Source organism: Microbacterium sp. NPDC089189, assembly GCF_040685095.1.
Taxonomy (GTDB): domain Bacteria; phylum Actinomycetota; class Actinomycetes; order Actinomycetales; family Microbacteriaceae; genus Microbacterium.
This window is the reverse complement of sequence record NZ_JBFBHG010000006.1, coordinates 127066-141977: the sequence shown is the minus strand read 5'-3', so window position 1 is coordinate 141977 and position 14912 is coordinate 127066. Positions and strand designations below refer to the sequence as shown.

Genomic DNA, 14912 nt, shown 5'->3' with positions numbered 1-14912 from the left:
ACGTGGGTAACCTGCCCATCAGAAGGGGATAACACTTGGAAACAGGTGCTAATACGTCCTGGGACCGGCCCCCTCCCGCTGTCACTTCGAGACGACGGTGACCGTCATCGTCGAGGTGTAGGTGCCCTCGGGGGTGCCGAGCGGGGCGACGAGCTTCAGCTCGGCGCCGAGGTCCGTCTTGCCGGTACCCGTGCCCGCGGGCGCGTCGGCGAAGGTCGCCGCCGTGCTCGAGCCGAGCAGCGAGTCGACCTTGGTGACACCCGTCGAGGTCGAGGTCGACCCGATCGCCGGGGCGATCGAGAGGGCCTTCGCGTCGAACGTGTTGCCGTTGCCCGTGAAGGCGGCGACGGCCGTGTTGACCGTCCAGCCGGGCTTGGAGGTGAAGCGCTCGTCCTGCACCGAGAACGTGGGCAGCGTGCCTGCGGAGGTGGAGCGGCCCTCGGCGTCGCGGATCGCGCCGCCGAGGGTGGCGGTCGCGCCCGAGGGAACGCTCAGCGAGAGCGCGCCGTCGGCCGAGGCGAGCACCGGCGAGGTGATGCCGATCTGGCCCGCGATGGGCTCGACCGGACCGGTGCCGCCGTCCTCGACGAAGGTCGGCGACTCGACCGTCCAGTCGGCGGAGCCGGCCGTGATGTGGATGTGGGCGAAGCCGCCCAGCCCCACGAACGTGACGCCGTTGTTCTTCGTGTATGCCAGGCCGATGCTGTAGTCGCCACCGGCGGCCTTGACGGCCGCGAAGGTCGACGACGGGAACTGCTCGAGCGACGCCGGCGGCTGCATGACCTGCTTCGTGCCGGGCACGAATCCGATGTCGACGCGCGAGGACCAGTCCGCCATGCTCGACTCCTTGCCGCGCGGGGCGACGAAGATGTACGAGGTCGTCGCGTCGTCGGGAGCGGTGAACAGCTGCTCCACGTTCGTCGCCGACGGCGCCGCGATCATTCCGGTGTCGTAACGGAAGACCTGGTCGTTCGTGGTCACCGACTCGGTGTCCATGACCCACAGGTAGTACGGCTCCGGCGTGCCCTCGGGCGTCCAGTGCCCGGCGCCGTCGGCGGCGACAGCCGCCACCGACGACACGCCGACGAGGCCGAAGCCCAGCGCGACGGCGGTCGCCGCGGCGAGCGCCTTCTTGGTGATGTTCTTCATGTCTTCTTCCGATCCGGGTCAGAGCGTGACGTACGCGAAGATGGGCGCGGTCTGCGACGGCGCGAGGAAACCGAACTTGCGCTTCACCGACGCCGGCGAGCTGGCGAGCGACGACGTGAAGTTGGTGAGGCTGGACGTGCGCGTGGGGTCGACGAGGTTGGCCAGGTTGGCGTCGTAGTTGGCGCCTCCCGGGGTGATGCGGGCGCGCTCGACGACGAGGTAGGTGTCGCGACCGAAGGTCGTGCTCGCATAGAAGGCGGCGTTGGGGACGGTGGATGCGCCGGTGCCGGTGACGGGAGCCACGCCCGCGAGCGGGGTCCCGAGGGCGACGCCGGTGGAGGCGGCGACCGTGTTGGTGCCCGCGGCGCCCGCGACCTGCGCGGTCCAGCTGGCGACCGAGAAGGGGATGATCTCACCGGCGGCGAGGACGGTGGCGTCGTTCTCGGCCGTGGTGTTGTTCGTGTCGATGCCGGCCTTCAGCGTGGGGTTGCCGATCGCGCCGAGGAAGAACGAGCGGGTGCCCGAGCCGGACTGCGGCAGACGCGGGTTGACCGCGACGCCGTCGATCGAGGTGAGCGTGCCCTCGTAGACCTGCTTGAGCTGGGCCGCGGTGAGGTTGCCCCACGCCGCCGTGCCGCCCTTGTAGATGTAGGAGACCGCGTCACGACCGAACGGGATGTAGGCGAGCTTGCCGTCCTGGTTGGCGTTCGAGCCGGGAGCGCTGGAGGAGCGGGCGATGTCGACCTGGCCGGTGATGGTCTTCTGCGCACCCTGGGGGCCGTAGCCGGCACCGGTGATCGAGGCGCGCAGCGCCGTCACGCCGTTGCCCGAGCCCGACGGGCGCAGGAAGTAGGGTCCACCGGGCTTGGTCTGGATCTGGCTGCCGGTGCCGGTCGAGGGGAACGCGTCGAACGAGCCGATCGTGTCACCGCCGGCCGAGATGCGCACGCGGGGGCCGGTGATGTTGGTGCCGTTGGCCAGGGCGTTCGCTGCGTCCTGCAGCGTGTCCGAGCCGACCATCACATAGCTGTTCGAGACGACCTCGGCGTTGGCCGAGCCCGCGAAGATACCACCGGCCACGACGACGCCGAGCGTCGCGGTGACGGCGGCGAACCGCTTGAACTTCATGAGTTTCTCTTTCTTTCGGGTGGGGAAAGGTGCGGCGGAAAAGTCAGGGGCGTCGGCGGAACCCGACGAGGGGCACCGTGCACGCGGCGATCACGCCGGCGAGGATGCTGAGCGGCAGCGCCTGGGTGAGCCCGCCCGTGTCGGGGTCGTCGGGCGTGGTGCCGGCCGACAGCGCGCCGGCGGCGGCACCGCTCGCCCCCGGGTCGGCGGCGGCGACGGGCGCCGCCGCGGCCGGAGCGACCGGTGCGGCCGCAGCGGCGGGCACGGCCGCCGGCTGCGCAGCGGGCGCCGCCGGTGCAGGGGCGGGCGCGGGGGCCGATTCGAGCTGGGCCGCGACCGCGAGGGCCTGCGTCCGCCACGCCTGCGGCAACGGGGTGTAGCCGCTGGGGAGCTGCCCGGGGTCGGCGCCCGGCGCCTGCCCGTCGGCGACGGCGTACCGCACGAAGGCCGCGTAGCTCGCCCGCACGTCGTCGGAGCCCAGCGACGGGTTCGTGGCGGCGTAGACAGGCAGCGCCAGTGGATAGGCGGATGTCGCCGCCTTCGCCCAGGAGGACGTCGGGTCGAAGGCGAGGACCTGCGACTGTGCGGGCGAGGCCGTCATCGCGGCGGCCGCGGCGGCGATGTTGTCGGTCGTCGGCGCCACGAACTGTCCGCCCGGGTTCCGCAGCGATGCGGTGATGGTGTTGTACCGGTGCGACGACGACGTATCGGTCAGTGCGAGCACCTTGCGGTCGCCCACGAGGTTCCGGGCGCTGCGGAGCCACTTCGCGGGAAGCGCCAGCGGATCCCACTCCCCCACGGTCAGACCGTCGCCGCGCAGCGTGTAGTACGCACCGGCGGCGAGGTCGTTGGTGTACGGGCGCCAGGTCACGGCGTTGAGCACGCGGGGCTCACCGGCGTACGCCTCGTTCGGGTCCACCTTCGGGAAGTCGTCGCGCGGCAGCTCGAGGGCTGAGCCGGTGGGGTTGATCGCCGGGTCGGTCGACGCGTACGGGTTGACGATCATCCCCCATCGGTCCGGCTGGCCGGCCAGGAAGGCGCGGGCGTCGGCGTCGGCCATGATGTAGGTCCAGATCGCGCGCGCGTAGCCCGATCGTCCCTGCGGCGTCATGATGTCGGCGATGGCGGGGCTCACGATCGCCTGCTGCGCCCACTCCGGGTCGTTGACCGCCAGGAAGTCGGGGTCGGCGAGGAGACTCCGCGGATTGCGGCCGAGGTGGCTCACGTCAGCGTTCGTGGGCAGGGCGTCGGTGTACGACGAGGTCAGCAGCTTCGCCAGCAGACGCGGTGTGAGGTTCATCTCGGTGAAGGGCTGCCGGGCACGCTCCTGCGCGTCATCCGGTGCCGTCGAGAGCGGATACCGGTCGATGGCGAAGGTGACCGCGACGCCCGTGAGGGCGACGGGTGCGTACGCCAGCTGGTCGACGCCGCCGCCCGCCGTGTCCAGCGGCTGCGAGGTGAGGGTCAGCGGGGCGTCCGGTTCGACGTTGGAGGAGGCGGCCGCATCCGTGTCGGTCGTGGTCAGCAGCGTGTAGGCGCTGCCGCCGTCGGCACCGCAGAGCGCGGGCTGCCACGACGAGACGGCGTCGGAGATGAGCTCGGTTCCCGCCAGCTGGCGTTCGGCGGCACCGATCGCGCACCGGGTCCCGACGGGCTGGAAGTCCAGGCGCACGGCGACCTTGTGCTTCCACTGCTCCCAGAAGAGCGGCGAGTCGGTGTTGGTGCCGGCGCCCCGGGGGACGACGACCAGCCAGCACGGACGCCCGCTGACGGAGCCGTCGGACGCCGTCACGGGCGCTCCGCAGCCCAGTCCCGGGGACTGCATGACGTTCTGCAGCTCGAAGGTCACCGAACCGCTCCCGTCCGCGGCGGATCCGGCCCACGGCACCTCGTTGGTCGTGTACTTGGTGAAGAACTCGTTCGAGTTGAGGTTGATCGGGTCTTCGCTCTCGACGTACGTCCCATCGGGGTTCACCCGCGTGATGACGGTGGACTCGCCGGTGACCGGGTCGGGCACCGACCGGAACGGGATGCCGGTGTACGTCGGGTCGAAGGCGTTCGCGCCCAGGTGCGAGTACCGCGCGTCCTCCGCCGCGACGTGATCGGGCGAGTCGCGCGTGTTGTCGCGCTTCGCGCCCGCGGTGCCGAAGCCGCCGAACTGGCAGGTGGTGCGGGCGGGCAGCGACTCGGCGTCGTCGTTGATGACGTCGCCCCAGCACTGCATGATCTGCAGGTGGTTCTCGCCGCCGGTCTGGCCGCTCGGCAGCGTCGACTGCACGCCGCCGGTCCACGACACCGTCACCGCCTGCGCCTGCAGGTTGCGCGTCTGCGACACCGTGACCGCCAGATCGGGCATGGGCGCGTCCTTGAGATAGATGTCCTGCGAGCGCGCCGTCACCGTCACGGACGAGTCGTCCTCGGCGTGCGCGGCGCTTCCCGCCACCAACGACACCGACAGCACGGCGGCGAACGCCACCGCTCCCGCCGTCGCGGCGCGCAGCCACGTGCGTGCGTGTCCGGATCGGACCACGAGACACCCCAGTTCCGGCCACCCCAGCGGCCACGTCAAAGCTAAGAAAGGTGAGCGTCGCGGCTGTGGATCAGCCGGGAACGCACGGCGCCGAGCGGCGTCGAGTTCGCGAGCGGCAGGTGAACGGCGCGTGTCCGCACCCGCGGCACGGAGTCAGCTGCCGGGGCTGCGACGGCGGCCGCGCATGAACAGCGGCGGAACCAGCACGGCGATCAGCAGCAGCACGCCCGCGACCGCCATACCGGTCTGCGAGGGTCCCCAGGTGTCGGAGGCCAGCGTGAAGGGCGAGGCGACGGCGGCCGCGCCGGCCCCTGCGGAGCCCGAGATCAGGTTGCCGTTCGCGTCGTACACCGCGTCGGCTGCGGTCGCCGCATCCGCAGAGCCCGCCGTAGCCGCCGCAGCCGCCGCAGCGGCCGCGGCGGGATCGGTGCCCGCCCCGGCTCCCGGCGCTCCCGCGCCCTCACCGACGGCGCCCTTGTTGCTGCAGCTCTCGGAGTTGAAGTCGCCGACGTTCGCGCCGGGGATCCGTTTGATCTGCTGGAACGCCGCCTCGACCAGGTTCATCGGCAGCGGCGAGTACCCCAGCGCTCCGGCCTGCTTCTGTCCGTCGCACACGACGTACTTGATGAACTCGCCCAGCGTGTAGCCCTTGGCCTCGCCCTTGAACGTGCCGCCGTACTCGGTCGGCACGATCATGTACGAGTAGCTCGACAGCGGGTACGCCGCCGGGTCGCCGTTGTTGTAGACGCCGTCGAGGATCTGCGTCAGGTAGTCGCGCGAGCCCTCATCGGTGTTGATCCGCGCCTCGCGGAGGGCGACCTCGACGTTCGCCGCGGTCGGCTCGACGTACGCGCCGGCCGCGTTGAGCACGCGGGCCACGGGGAAGCCGGACTTCAGGGCGTAGGAGTACTCCACGTAGGTGATCGCACCCTCGCCGTAGTTCTGGCTGACGTACCCGGCGACCCCCAGCGAGCCGCTCTGGGCCTTGGCCCCGGGCACGCGCGCGGTCGGGAACTGCGAGGTCATCCCCGTCGTCCAGATCGAGGGGTACTGCGTCGCCATCCACTTGGTGAACTGGGCGGTGGAGCCCGAGCCGTCCGAGCGGACGACGGGCGTGATCTCGCGCGCCGGCAGCACCAGGTCGGGGTTCGCCCCCTGGATGGCGGGATCGTTCCAGGTCTTGATCTCCCCCGTGAAGATGCGGGAGATGACGTCGCCCGGCAGCTGCAGGGTGGTGACCATCTTGCCGTTGATCTTCAGGTTGTACATGAGGGCCGTGCCGCCCGCCACGATCGGCAGGTAGGCGTAGCCGCGCGTCGGGTTCTCGGGCGCGGAGCCGTCCTCGGGCGTGAACTGGAACGGGATCTCGCTGACGGCGAAGTCGACGGAGCCGTTGATGAAGTCGTTGCGGCCGGCCGATGACCCGGTGCCCGAGAAGTTCACCGTCATGCCGTAGTTGCTGGCGACGTTGCGTCGCCACTGGTCGAGCGCGTTCTGCGACCAGGTGGAGCCGGAACCGGCGATGGCGACGTATGAGGCGGCGTGCGCGGGCGCCGACGCCGACAGGGCGAGCGCGCCCACGACGAGCGCGACGAGGACGCCGCGCAGCGTGCGCGGGCGGGGACGAGGGATCACGGGTTCTCCTGCGAGCGGGTGGGTGCCGGCGACACGGCGTAGTCGGGAAGCGTGCGGCGGGTGACGATGCGCATGATGTCGTCCTGCGAGCGCCGGGCGGCACGTCGGCGCTGCCCGTCCGAGAGGACGCCGGCGCCGCGGCCGCCGATGAGGCGGGCCACGACGAACAGGCTGAGCACCAGCAGGATGAGCACGGCGGCCGTGCCGAACCCGCGGGCGATCATGTTCGGCTCGGGCGACTGCACGAAGGTGAAGACCTGCAGCGGCAGCGAGATCATGGGGCCCGCGAAGGGGTTGGTGTTCATCTCCGCGGTCACGCCCGAGGTGAGCAGCACCGGGGAGGTCTCGCCGATGCCGCGCGCCGTGCCCAGGATCACGGCCGTCGCGAGTCCCGAGCGGGAGGTCGGCAGCACGACGGTCCAGACCGTGCGCCACCGCGACGACCCGAGGGCGTACGAGGCCTCCCGGAGCTGGTGCGGCACGAGGCGCAGCACGACGTCGGCGGATCGGATGACGATCGGCAGCATCATGACGGTGATCGCGATGGAGGCGGCGAACCCGGAACGCTCCTTCGTGACGAGCGTGATGATCGCGGCGTAGACGAACAGGCCCGCCACGATCGAGGGCAGAGCGGTCATCGCGTCCGACACCGTGCGCACGATGCGCGCGAACCGGCCGCCGACCTCGTTGAGGAACACGGCGGTCGTGATGCCCAGCGGCACGGTGATCGCCAGCGCGATCGAGATCTGGATGAGGGTGCCCACGATGGCGTGCAGGATGCCGCCGACATCGAGCGGATCGAGCGGACCGGCGAACCGCATCGTCTCGGTGAAGAAGTTGAGGTTCGCCAGCGCCGGGATGCCGCGGATCACCGTGTAGAGCACGACGAACGCCAGCGCGCAGATCACGACGAATCCCGCGCTGTAGAGCAGCACCGTCATGACGCGGTCGAGCACCGCGAGCCGGTTGCCCCGCATCCCGATGAGCGTCGCGTAGGCGAGCACGAAGACGAGGAACGCCACGACCGCCCAACCGATGGCACCCGACATGGGCGTGAGCCATCCGAACAGCAGGGTCGCGACGGCGCCGCCCGCCAGCAGGGCCCCGACGACGTCGAACCCGTCCTCGAGCGAGGAGGTGCCGGGACGGCGCCGCGGCGGAGCGACGGCGGTGGCCGTGCGGGCGGGCAGCGCGGTGCGGGCGCGCCCGCGGGGCGCGGGAGGGGCGGCGTTGCCGGCGGATGAGGCCGTCTCGTCGAGAAGGGTCATCAGTTGCTCTCGGCTCCCGAACGCGACCGCGCGACGATCGACGACGCGGTGAAGTTGATGATCAGGGTGATGAGGAAGAGCACGAGCCCCGCGGCCATGAGAGCCGACAGCCCGAACTCGCTGGACTCGCCGTAGCGCAGCGCGATGAGGGCCGAGACGGAGTTGCCGCCGCTCTTGAGCACCTCCCAGTTGATCGTGAAGATCGGCGAGATGATCATGTAGACCGCGATGGTCTCGCCCAGCGCGCGCCCGAGGCCCAGCATCGTGCCGCCGATGACACCACCCTTGCCGAAGGGCAGCACGACCGTGCGGATCATGCCCCAGCGCGTCGACCCGAGGGCGAGCGACCCCTCGCGCTCCCCGATCGGCGCCTGCGAGAACGCCTCGCGCATGATCGAGGTCTGCGTGGGCAGCACCATGAGCGCCACCACCATCCCCGCGATGAACGCGGAGGAGGTGAACGCGCTCGCGTCCGTCAAGCGGGCGCCGTCGGCATCCGTCACGGCGAAGATCGGGATCCACCCGAGGTACGTCGAGATCCACTGCGCGACGGGGATCATGTTCTCCTGCAGGAACTGCACGCCCCACAGCCCGAAGACGACGCTGGGAACGGCGGCCATGAGGTCGACGATGGTGGTCATGACGCGCTTGATGCCGTCCGGCAGGATCTCGCTGATCAGGAGCGCGGTGCCCAGCGCCAGCGGGAACGACAAGGCCAGCGCGATGACGGCGATCGTGATCGTGCCGAAGAGCACCGCCGCGATGCCGAACGAGTCGGCCACGCCCTCCTGCGGCTCCCATCCCTGCGTCCACAGGAACGCGAAGCCCGTCGTCCCGAGCGCCTGGCTCCCGCGGGCGCTCAGGAAGACGCCGACGGCCAGCATGACGGCCACCGTCACCCCGCCCGCGGCGAAGCAGACCGTCCGGAAGATCCGGTCGGAGAACACCGGCAGCGATCGCAACGATCGGCGCGGAGCCATCGCACCGCGCTCGGCCGGTGCGATCACCTCCGTCATGGCATCGCTCAACGTATCCACCGTCTTTCGGGTAAACGGAGCCCTCCCCAGGGCTTGGCGGTCAGCATCTCGTCGCCGGATGAACCACGATCACGCCCAAGGTGTCCGGCAGCTGACGTACTCGCGCTGTACGGGTGACGCGCGCTCTCATCCCGCCTCCGTGGGCGAGGGCTGCGGAGTGGGGGTGAGTGTGGGCGTGGGCGGCGCGGGCAGGGTGGGCACCGGATCCGGCGGCCGCGGCACGACGATCGTGACCGTGCTGCCCACCGGCAGCACGGTGCCCGCGACGGGGATCGACGAGGCGACCGCTCCCACCGGCGCCGTGCCGGTCTCGTCGATGCGGGCGGAGAAGCCGGCCGCCGACAGCGCCGCCGCCGCATCCGAGGCCGCCATGCCGATGACGGCGGGCACCGTGTTGCTGCCGGAGGCCACCGTGAGATCGACCGCGCTTCCCCGCTCGCGGAGACTGCCGGCGCCGGGATCGACCGACAGCACCGTGTCACCGGCGGCGGGGCCGTCGACACGGGTCACCTGGCCGATGCGGAGCCCGGCGGCCTCGAGGACGGCGGTCGCGTCGCCCAGGCCCCGCCCCGCGACGTCGGGCACGCCGACCGTCTCGACCTCGGGCGGGGCGGCGGGCGTGTCGACCGGGGTCTCCGCGGGGGTCGCGGCCGGCAGCGACGGCGGCGGCGTGGGCGCGGTGGTCGGTGCGGATCCCGCGGCCGCCGACAACGCGACGACGGCGACGATCGCCGCCGCGCCCACGGCGGCGGCCGTCCACGCCGGCCAGCGCGCGCGCGGCGGGTCGGCCAGCAGGGCGGCGCCGGCGACGACGGGCGCGGGCCCGGACGCCCCGACGCTCGTGCGGTACACCCGTGTCGGCGCGGCCTCGTCGTCCTCGGCGGCACGCTCCACCACGTGTTCGGTGGGCGCCGCCGCCGGCACGGGCACCGTCGGAGGAGAGACGGCGAGCGCATCGCGCATCGCGCCGGCACTCGCGAACCGGTCGCTCGGATCCTTCATGAGCGCCGTCGTGACGACGCGGTCGAGATCCCGCGGCACGCCGCGGCGCCGGGCCGACGGCAACGGGGGCGGCGAGGTGAGGTGCGCCCGCGCGATCTTCGCGGCGTCTCCCCCGTACGGCGCGGCACCGGTCAGGGCGAAGTACAGCACCGCGCCCACCTGGTACAGATCACCCGCCTCCGTCACGGGCTCGCCGCGCAGATGCTCGGGCGAGGCGTAGGCGACGCTGGCGACGACGCCCGGCTGCGCGTTCTCGCCGGCCGAGGCCGAGAGCAGGGCGTCCGCGCCGACGGCGGCGCGCCCGGGGATGTCGGCGAGCCCGAAGTCGAGCAGGCGCACCCCCGCCATCGTCGGATCCGCGTCATCGGACGGGAGCATGATGTTCGCCGGCGTGACGTCGCGATGGACGACGCCCCCCGCGTGCACGGCGGCGAGCGCATCGAGCACCCGTCGGATGAGCGCCCGCGCCGCCTCCGGCTCGAGCGGGCCCTGCTCGCGCACCCGGTCGATGAGCGGCACACCGTCGATGAGCTCCATCGCGATCCACACGACGGGGGTATCGCTCTCGTCGACACCGGCGTCGTACACCTCGGCGAGGTTCGGATGCACGATCGATCGGGCCGCGGCGACCTCCTCGAAGAACGCGTCCCAGCGCGGGCGCTCCTCGGCGAGATGCGGATGCAGCAGCTTGAGCGCGACGCGCCGGTCGGTCCACTCGTCGTCGGCGGCGAACACGGCGGCCGTGCCGCCGCTGCCGAGCAGGGCACGGATGCGGAAGCGTCCGGCGACGAGGCCGTCGGTCACAGGGCGAACTCGGGCGCGGCCTCGACCTGCGTCGCCGGATCGATGTCGGCCGCCATCTCGCGCAACAGTCGGACGACGAGCGCCCCGGCGTTGCGTGCGACGGACTTGTTCTCGTAGCGACGGGCGCCCGCGAGGGCGAGCTCGCCGTCGACGACGGCGAACCACCCGGTCGTGCGCAGGCGCGGTTCGGGGGCGGCGTAGACGGTCAGGGCCTGCGCGCCGCGCAGTACCCGGGCCACATCCGCGCGGGCATCGCGTTCCGTGGCGGTCAGTCGCGGGCCGCGGGCGAGCTCACGGTGGTTCTCGCTGAGCAGGCGCCATCCGACGACGGCTCCCCCGTGCGCGGCGGAGGCGGGCCGGTGCACGACGTCCTCGCCGTGGAGGGCCAGCACGTCGTCGACGGCGCGCAGCCAGTCGGCGGCTCCGCGGTGCTGCACCGACGGGAACCGTGCGAGTTGGAAATGCGCGGCCATGGGGTCTCCTTCGGACGCGCCCTTCGGGTGGGCGCGTCCGAAATCGTGACGGTCGCGGCTCGACGCGGTACGACACGGCGGTGAACGGGAGACGGCCGACTGGTGCAGAGCGGGTTACGGCGCGATCCGCATCCCCTCTGCATCCCCCCTGTGCCGGCCCGGAACGGGCCGTGGATCGCGGCTATCGCGCCTTGCGGGTGGACTGCGCGCTCACGCGGTACACGTCGATGCCCATCGACAGGAGGCCCGCCTGGCGCAGCCGCAGCCGCAACGACCGCGACCGCGCGCCGACCGCCGGGTTCACGGCGACGTCGAGCTGATGCAGCATCTCGGGGGCGATCCACCGGGCCAGCACGCGGTCGAACCGGCGCACCGGGCCGTTCATCGCCACGACGATCACGACGGCATCCGCGCGCAGCCGCGCCGCGTTGGCGAGCTTGGTGGCGGTCGCGCGGGTGAGGTGCGATCCGCGTCGCGGTTCGCCGTCGAGCACGATCACGAGCACGTGCGCGCGGTCGTCCCGCTCCGCGGCGTCGGTCGTCACCGTCTGGTCGGGCAGCGTCCCGGCATCCGAGAAGGGCGTGAGGATCGTCACACCGGCAGGGATCAGATCGCGGATCTTCCGCGCCGCATCGAGGTCGTCGCCCACGACGAGCACCCGTGGTTGTTCCGTCGCTTCCGACACGCGGCGCTCCCCTTCCCGATGTCCGACGAGCCTACCGGCGCCGCATCCGGTTGCCGCCTCCGACGCCGCCGCGTCCCGCGCAGGCCGTTTCCCAGGCCGGTCGCGTACGGTGACCGGATGCCTGTCTGGTGGGAACTCGTGCGAGATGCACTGTCGATGCGTCCGCACACCCATGACGCGCTCCCCGATCTTCGCGACCTCGACGTCGAGCGCGTGCAGGTGCAGGGCACGCACTATCTGCCGAACGATCGCGAGCGCCAGCGCTCGGGCGACCGGCTCTACGTGCTGCGTCGGCAGCCCCGCCGGCGCGACCCCCACGCGATCGCGGTGTTCGCCGACGGACGGGGCGTCGGGTTCATCCCCAGCGCGCGAGCGGCCGTGCTGTCGCCGCTGCTCGAGGAGCTCGGCGGCGCCGCCGTCGTCAACGGGCTCGGATCCAGCGGCGACAGCGTCCGCCTCTGGCTGGAACTCCCCACCGAGAGCGCGCTGCGCGACTACGTCTCGACCGTCGCCGCGGCCTGAGGTCGCGCGGAGGCTCCGCGTATCCTGGAACGGCGGCCCGACGCCATCCGCGCAGACGAAAGGCCTCCCGTGAACATCACGCTCCTCGAACGCTTCGTCGTCCTCGCCGACGAACTGCACTTCCCGCGCGCCGCCGAGAAGCTCGGGATCCCCCTCGCATCGCTTTACACCTCGGTCGACAAGCTCGAGGCCGAGGTCGGGCATCCCATCGTCACCCGCGAGAAGATCCCCACCGAGCTCACCCCCGCCGGGGTGCTGCTGCTCGAGGAGGCGAAGCACCGCATCGCGACCGCCCCGCCGCCGGAGAAGAAGCCCGTCGTCCCCGCGGGCGGCAAGGCCAAGGCGTCGAAGGGCCGCGGGCGCGCGCCGATCGTCAAGGGGCAGCCGAAGCCGTACAAGAAGCGTCAAGGGCGCTGATCGGCCCCCACCCCTCGCCGCAGGCTCCTCGCGGGCCTAGCCTGACCGCATGGGCACACTGCGGTACTCCATCAACGTCACCCTCGACGGCTGCGTCGACCACCGCGCGATCTTCCCCGACGAGGAGCTGCACCGCCGCGCCGCCGCGAACATCGCGCGCGCCGACGTGCTGCTCTTCGGACGCGTGACGTACGAGATGATGCAGGATGCGTGGCGCCCGCCGGCGTCCGATGCGCTGCCGGCGTGGATGAAGCCCTTCGGCCGCACGATCGACGCGGCGAAGAAGTACGTGGTGTCGACGACCCTCGCGTCGGTGGACTGGAACGCCGAGCTCGTCCGGGGCGACCTCGCCGAGACGGTGGCGGCGCTGACCCGCGACCACGATGTCGCGACCGGCGGTGTGATGTTGCCGATGGCACTCGCGGAGCGCGGGCTGATCGACGAGTACGAGTTCGTCGTGCACCCGCGGGTCTCCGGTCACGGGCCGACGCTGTTCGCCGGGCTCTCGCGCCCGTTGGATCTCGTGCTCGTCGACCGGTCGGAGTACGCCTCCGGCGCCGTCGCCGAGCGGTACGTGCCGAGGCCGGTCAGCGCTCGGTGACGCGGCCGTCCTCGACGCGCCACTGGCGGTCGGTCGAGACGGTCGCCAGCATCCGCCGGTCGTGCGTGACGAGCAGCAGGGTGCCCTCGTACGCGTCGAGCGCCTGCTCGAGCTGCTCGATCGCGGGCAGGTCGAGGTGGTTGGTCGGCTCGTCCAGCACCAGCACGTTGACGCCGCGGGCCTGCAGCAGCGCCAGCCCCGCCCGCGTGCGCTCGCCCGGCGACAGCTCGTCGACGGGGCGCGTCACGTGATCGGCCTTCAGGCCGAACTTCGCGAGCAGGGTGCGCACCTCGGCGGACGCCATGTCGGGCACGAGGTCTTCGAAGGCGGAGGCCAGCGGCCGCGCGCCGACCAGCTGCGACCGCGCCTGGTCGATCTCGCCGATCTGCACGTTCACCCCGAGACTCGCCGTGCCCTCATCCGGATGCTGGGTACCCAGCAGCGCGCGCAGGAGGGTCGACTTGCCGGCACCGTTGGGGCCGGTGATCCCGATGCGCTCCCCCGCGTTGATCTGCAGCGAGACGGGCCCCAACGTGAAGGATCCCTGCCGGAACACCGCGTTGCTGAGCGTGGAGACGACCGAGCTGGAGCGTGGTGCCGCGCCGATCGTGAACTCCAGCTGCCATTCCTTGCGGGGCTCGTCGACCTCGTCGAGCCGGGCGATGCGGCTCTCCATCTGGCGCACCTTCTGCGCCTGCTTCTCGCTGGATTCCGTGGCGGCCTTCCGGCGGATCTTGTCGTTGTCGGGCGCCTTCTTCATGGCGTTGCGCACGCCCTGGCTGGACCACTCGCGCTGCGTGCGCGCCCGTGCGACGAGGTCGGCCTTCTTGTCGGCGAACTCGTCGTACTTCTCGCGGGCGTGACGGCGCAGCGTCGCCCGCTCCTCCAGGTACGCGTCGTAGCCGCCGCCGAACACGCGGTTCGCGTTCTGGGCGAGGTCGAGTTCGAGCACGCGGGTGACGCAGCGGGCCAGGAACTCGCGGTCGTGGCTCACCAGCACGACCCCGCCGCGGAGCCCACGGACGAACGTCTCGAGGCGTTCGAGTCCGTCGAGGTCGAGGTCGTTCGTGGGCTCGTCCAGCAGCACGATGTCGAACCGGCTGAGCAGCAGCGCCGCGAGGCCGACCCGCGCCGCCTGGCCGCCCGAGAGCGATGTCATGAGGGCCTCGGTGGGCGCGTCGCCGAGGTCCAGTCCGAGGTCCGCGAGGACGACCGGCACCCGCTCGTCGAGGTCGGCGGCGCCGCTGGCCAGCCACCGGTCGAGGGCGACCGAGTACGCGTCCGCCGGGTCGACGCCCGGCGCCGCGAGCGAGGGATCGCCGAGCGCCTCGGCCGCCGCGTTCATGTCGTGCGTGGCCTGCGCGGCCCCGGTGCGCCGGGCGATGTAGTCGGCCACGGTCTCGCCGGCGACGCGCTCGTGCTCCTGCGGCAGCCAGCCGACGAACGCGTCCGCCGGAGCGAGGGCGATCGTGCCGGCCTGCGGCTCGTCGATTCCGGCGAGCAGCCGCAGCAGTGTGGACTTGCCGGCCCCGTTCGCGCCGACGACTCCCACGACGTCTCCCGGAGCGACCGTCAGATCGAGGGAGTCGAAGAGGGTGCGGTGCCCGTACCCGCCGGCCAGGCCCTGGGCCACGAGTGTTGCGGTCATCAGACGATTCTCC

General features: G+C 72.0%; 13 protein-coding genes. 3 read left to right on the top strand and 10 right to left on the bottom strand.

Going from position 1 to position 14912, the window contains the following annotated elements; all coding sequences use genetic code 11:
• Positions 1–81: 81 nt before the first annotated feature.
• The 9 genes from AB0N73_RS05480 to AB0N73_RS05440 all read right to left on the bottom strand — a co-directional run bounded on the left by AB0N73_RS05480 (position 82) and on the right by AB0N73_RS05440 (position 11711).
• Positions 82–1149, bottom strand: a complete 1068-nt coding sequence (locus AB0N73_RS05480; RefSeq protein ID WP_363561175.1) for a hypothetical protein — start codon at positions 1147–1149, stop codon at positions 82–84.
• 18 nt (positions 1150–1167) lie between these two features.
• Complete coding sequence (locus AB0N73_RS05475; RefSeq protein WP_363561173.1) at positions 1168–2277, bottom strand: hypothetical protein; 1110 nt, start codon at positions 2275–2277, stop codon at positions 1168–1170.
• Positions 2278–2320: 43 nt separating this feature from the next.
• Positions 2321–4807, bottom strand: coding sequence for a hypothetical protein (locus AB0N73_RS05470; protein WP_363561171.1), 2487 nt, complete (start codon positions 4805–4807; stop codon positions 2321–2323).
• A gap of 153 nt (positions 4808–4960) precedes the next feature.
• Positions 4961–6442, bottom strand: a complete 1482-nt coding sequence (gene pstS, locus AB0N73_RS05465; RefSeq protein ID WP_363561169.1) for a phosphate ABC transporter substrate-binding protein PstS — start codon at positions 6440–6442, stop codon at positions 4961–4963.
• Positions 6439–7710: a phosphate ABC transporter permease PstA gene (gene pstA / locus AB0N73_RS05460; protein ID WP_363561167.1), complete on the bottom strand. Its 1272-nt coding sequence runs from the start codon at positions 7708–7710 to the stop codon at positions 6439–6441. The genes pstS and pstA overlap by 4 nt, the downstream gene beginning before the upstream one ends.
• A complete protein-coding gene (pstC, locus tag AB0N73_RS05455; RefSeq protein ID WP_363561165.1) occupies positions 7710–8726 on the bottom strand; it encodes a phosphate ABC transporter permease subunit PstC in 1017 nt (338 codons plus the stop codon). The genes pstA and pstC overlap by 1 nt, the downstream gene beginning before the upstream one ends.
• Positions 8727–8873: 147 nt before the next feature.
• Complete coding sequence (locus AB0N73_RS05450) at positions 8874–10553, bottom strand: PASTA domain-containing protein (protein WP_363561163.1); 1680 nt, start codon at positions 10551–10553, stop codon at positions 8874–8876.
• Entirely contained in the window at positions 10550–11026 is a 477-nt protein-coding gene (locus tag AB0N73_RS05445) for a hypothetical protein (protein WP_363561161.1), read from the bottom strand. The genes AB0N73_RS05450 and AB0N73_RS05445 overlap by 4 nt, the downstream gene beginning before the upstream one ends.
• Before the next feature lie 181 nt (positions 11027–11207).
• Complete coding sequence (locus AB0N73_RS05440; RefSeq protein ID WP_363561159.1) at positions 11208–11711, bottom strand: hypothetical protein; 504 nt, start codon at positions 11709–11711, stop codon at positions 11208–11210.
• A 117-nt stretch (positions 11712–11828) separates the two neighbouring features.
• Here AB0N73_RS05440 and AB0N73_RS05435 point away from each other — a divergent pair, with 117 nt between their 5' ends.
• From AB0N73_RS05435 to AB0N73_RS05425, 3 genes are all read left to right on the top strand, one after another.
• Positions 11829–12233: an HIRAN domain-containing protein gene (locus tag AB0N73_RS05435; RefSeq protein WP_363561157.1), complete on the top strand. Its 405-nt coding sequence runs from the start codon at positions 11829–11831 to the stop codon at positions 12231–12233.
• Between the two features lie 69 nt (positions 12234–12302).
• Positions 12303–12650 (top strand): LysR family transcriptional regulator, encoded by a 348-nt coding sequence (locus AB0N73_RS05430; RefSeq protein WP_363561155.1) that lies wholly within the window; start codon positions 12303–12305, stop codon positions 12648–12650.
• A 49-nt stretch (positions 12651–12699) separates the two neighbouring features.
• Complete coding sequence (locus AB0N73_RS05425; protein WP_363561153.1) at positions 12700–13251, top strand: dihydrofolate reductase family protein; 552 nt, start codon at positions 12700–12702, stop codon at positions 13249–13251.
• Here the strand turns inward: AB0N73_RS05425 and AB0N73_RS05420 are convergent.
• On the bottom strand, positions 13238–14899 hold the full coding sequence (locus tag AB0N73_RS05420) for an ABC-F family ATP-binding cassette domain-containing protein (protein WP_363561151.1): 1662 nt from the start codon (positions 14897–14899) through the stop codon (positions 13238–13240). The two genes, AB0N73_RS05425 and AB0N73_RS05420, sit on opposite strands and share 14 nt — an antisense overlap.
• Positions 14900–14912: the final 13 nt, after the last annotated feature.

Coding starts and splice junctions, on each gene's coding strand:
- AB0N73_RS05445 (WP_363561161.1), bottom strand. CDS start 11,026: ATGGCCGCGCATTTCCAACTCGCACGGTTCCCGTCGGTGCAGCACCGC.
- pstC (WP_363561165.1), bottom strand. CDS start 8,726: ATGACGGAGGTGATCGCACCGGCCGAGCGCGGTGCGATGGCTCCGCGC.
- AB0N73_RS05475 (WP_363561173.1), bottom strand. CDS start 2,277: ATGAAGTTCAAGCGGTTCGCCGCCGTCACCGCGACGCTCGGCGTCGTC.
- AB0N73_RS05420 (WP_363561151.1), bottom strand. CDS start 14,899: ATGACCGCAACACTCGTGGCCCAGGGCCTGGCCGGCGGGTACGGGCAC.
- AB0N73_RS05480 (WP_363561175.1), bottom strand. CDS start 1,149: ATGAAGAACATCACCAAGAAGGCGCTCGCCGCGGCGACCGCCGTCGCG.
- AB0N73_RS05435 (WP_363561157.1), top strand. CDS start 11,829: ATGCCTGTCTGGTGGGAACTCGTGCGAGATGCACTGTCGATGCGTCCG.
- pstA (WP_363561167.1), bottom strand. CDS start 7,710: ATGACCCTTCTCGACGAGACGGCCTCATCCGCCGGCAACGCCGCCCCT.
- AB0N73_RS05425 (WP_363561153.1), top strand. CDS start 12,700: ATGGGCACACTGCGGTACTCCATCAACGTCACCCTCGACGGCTGCGTC.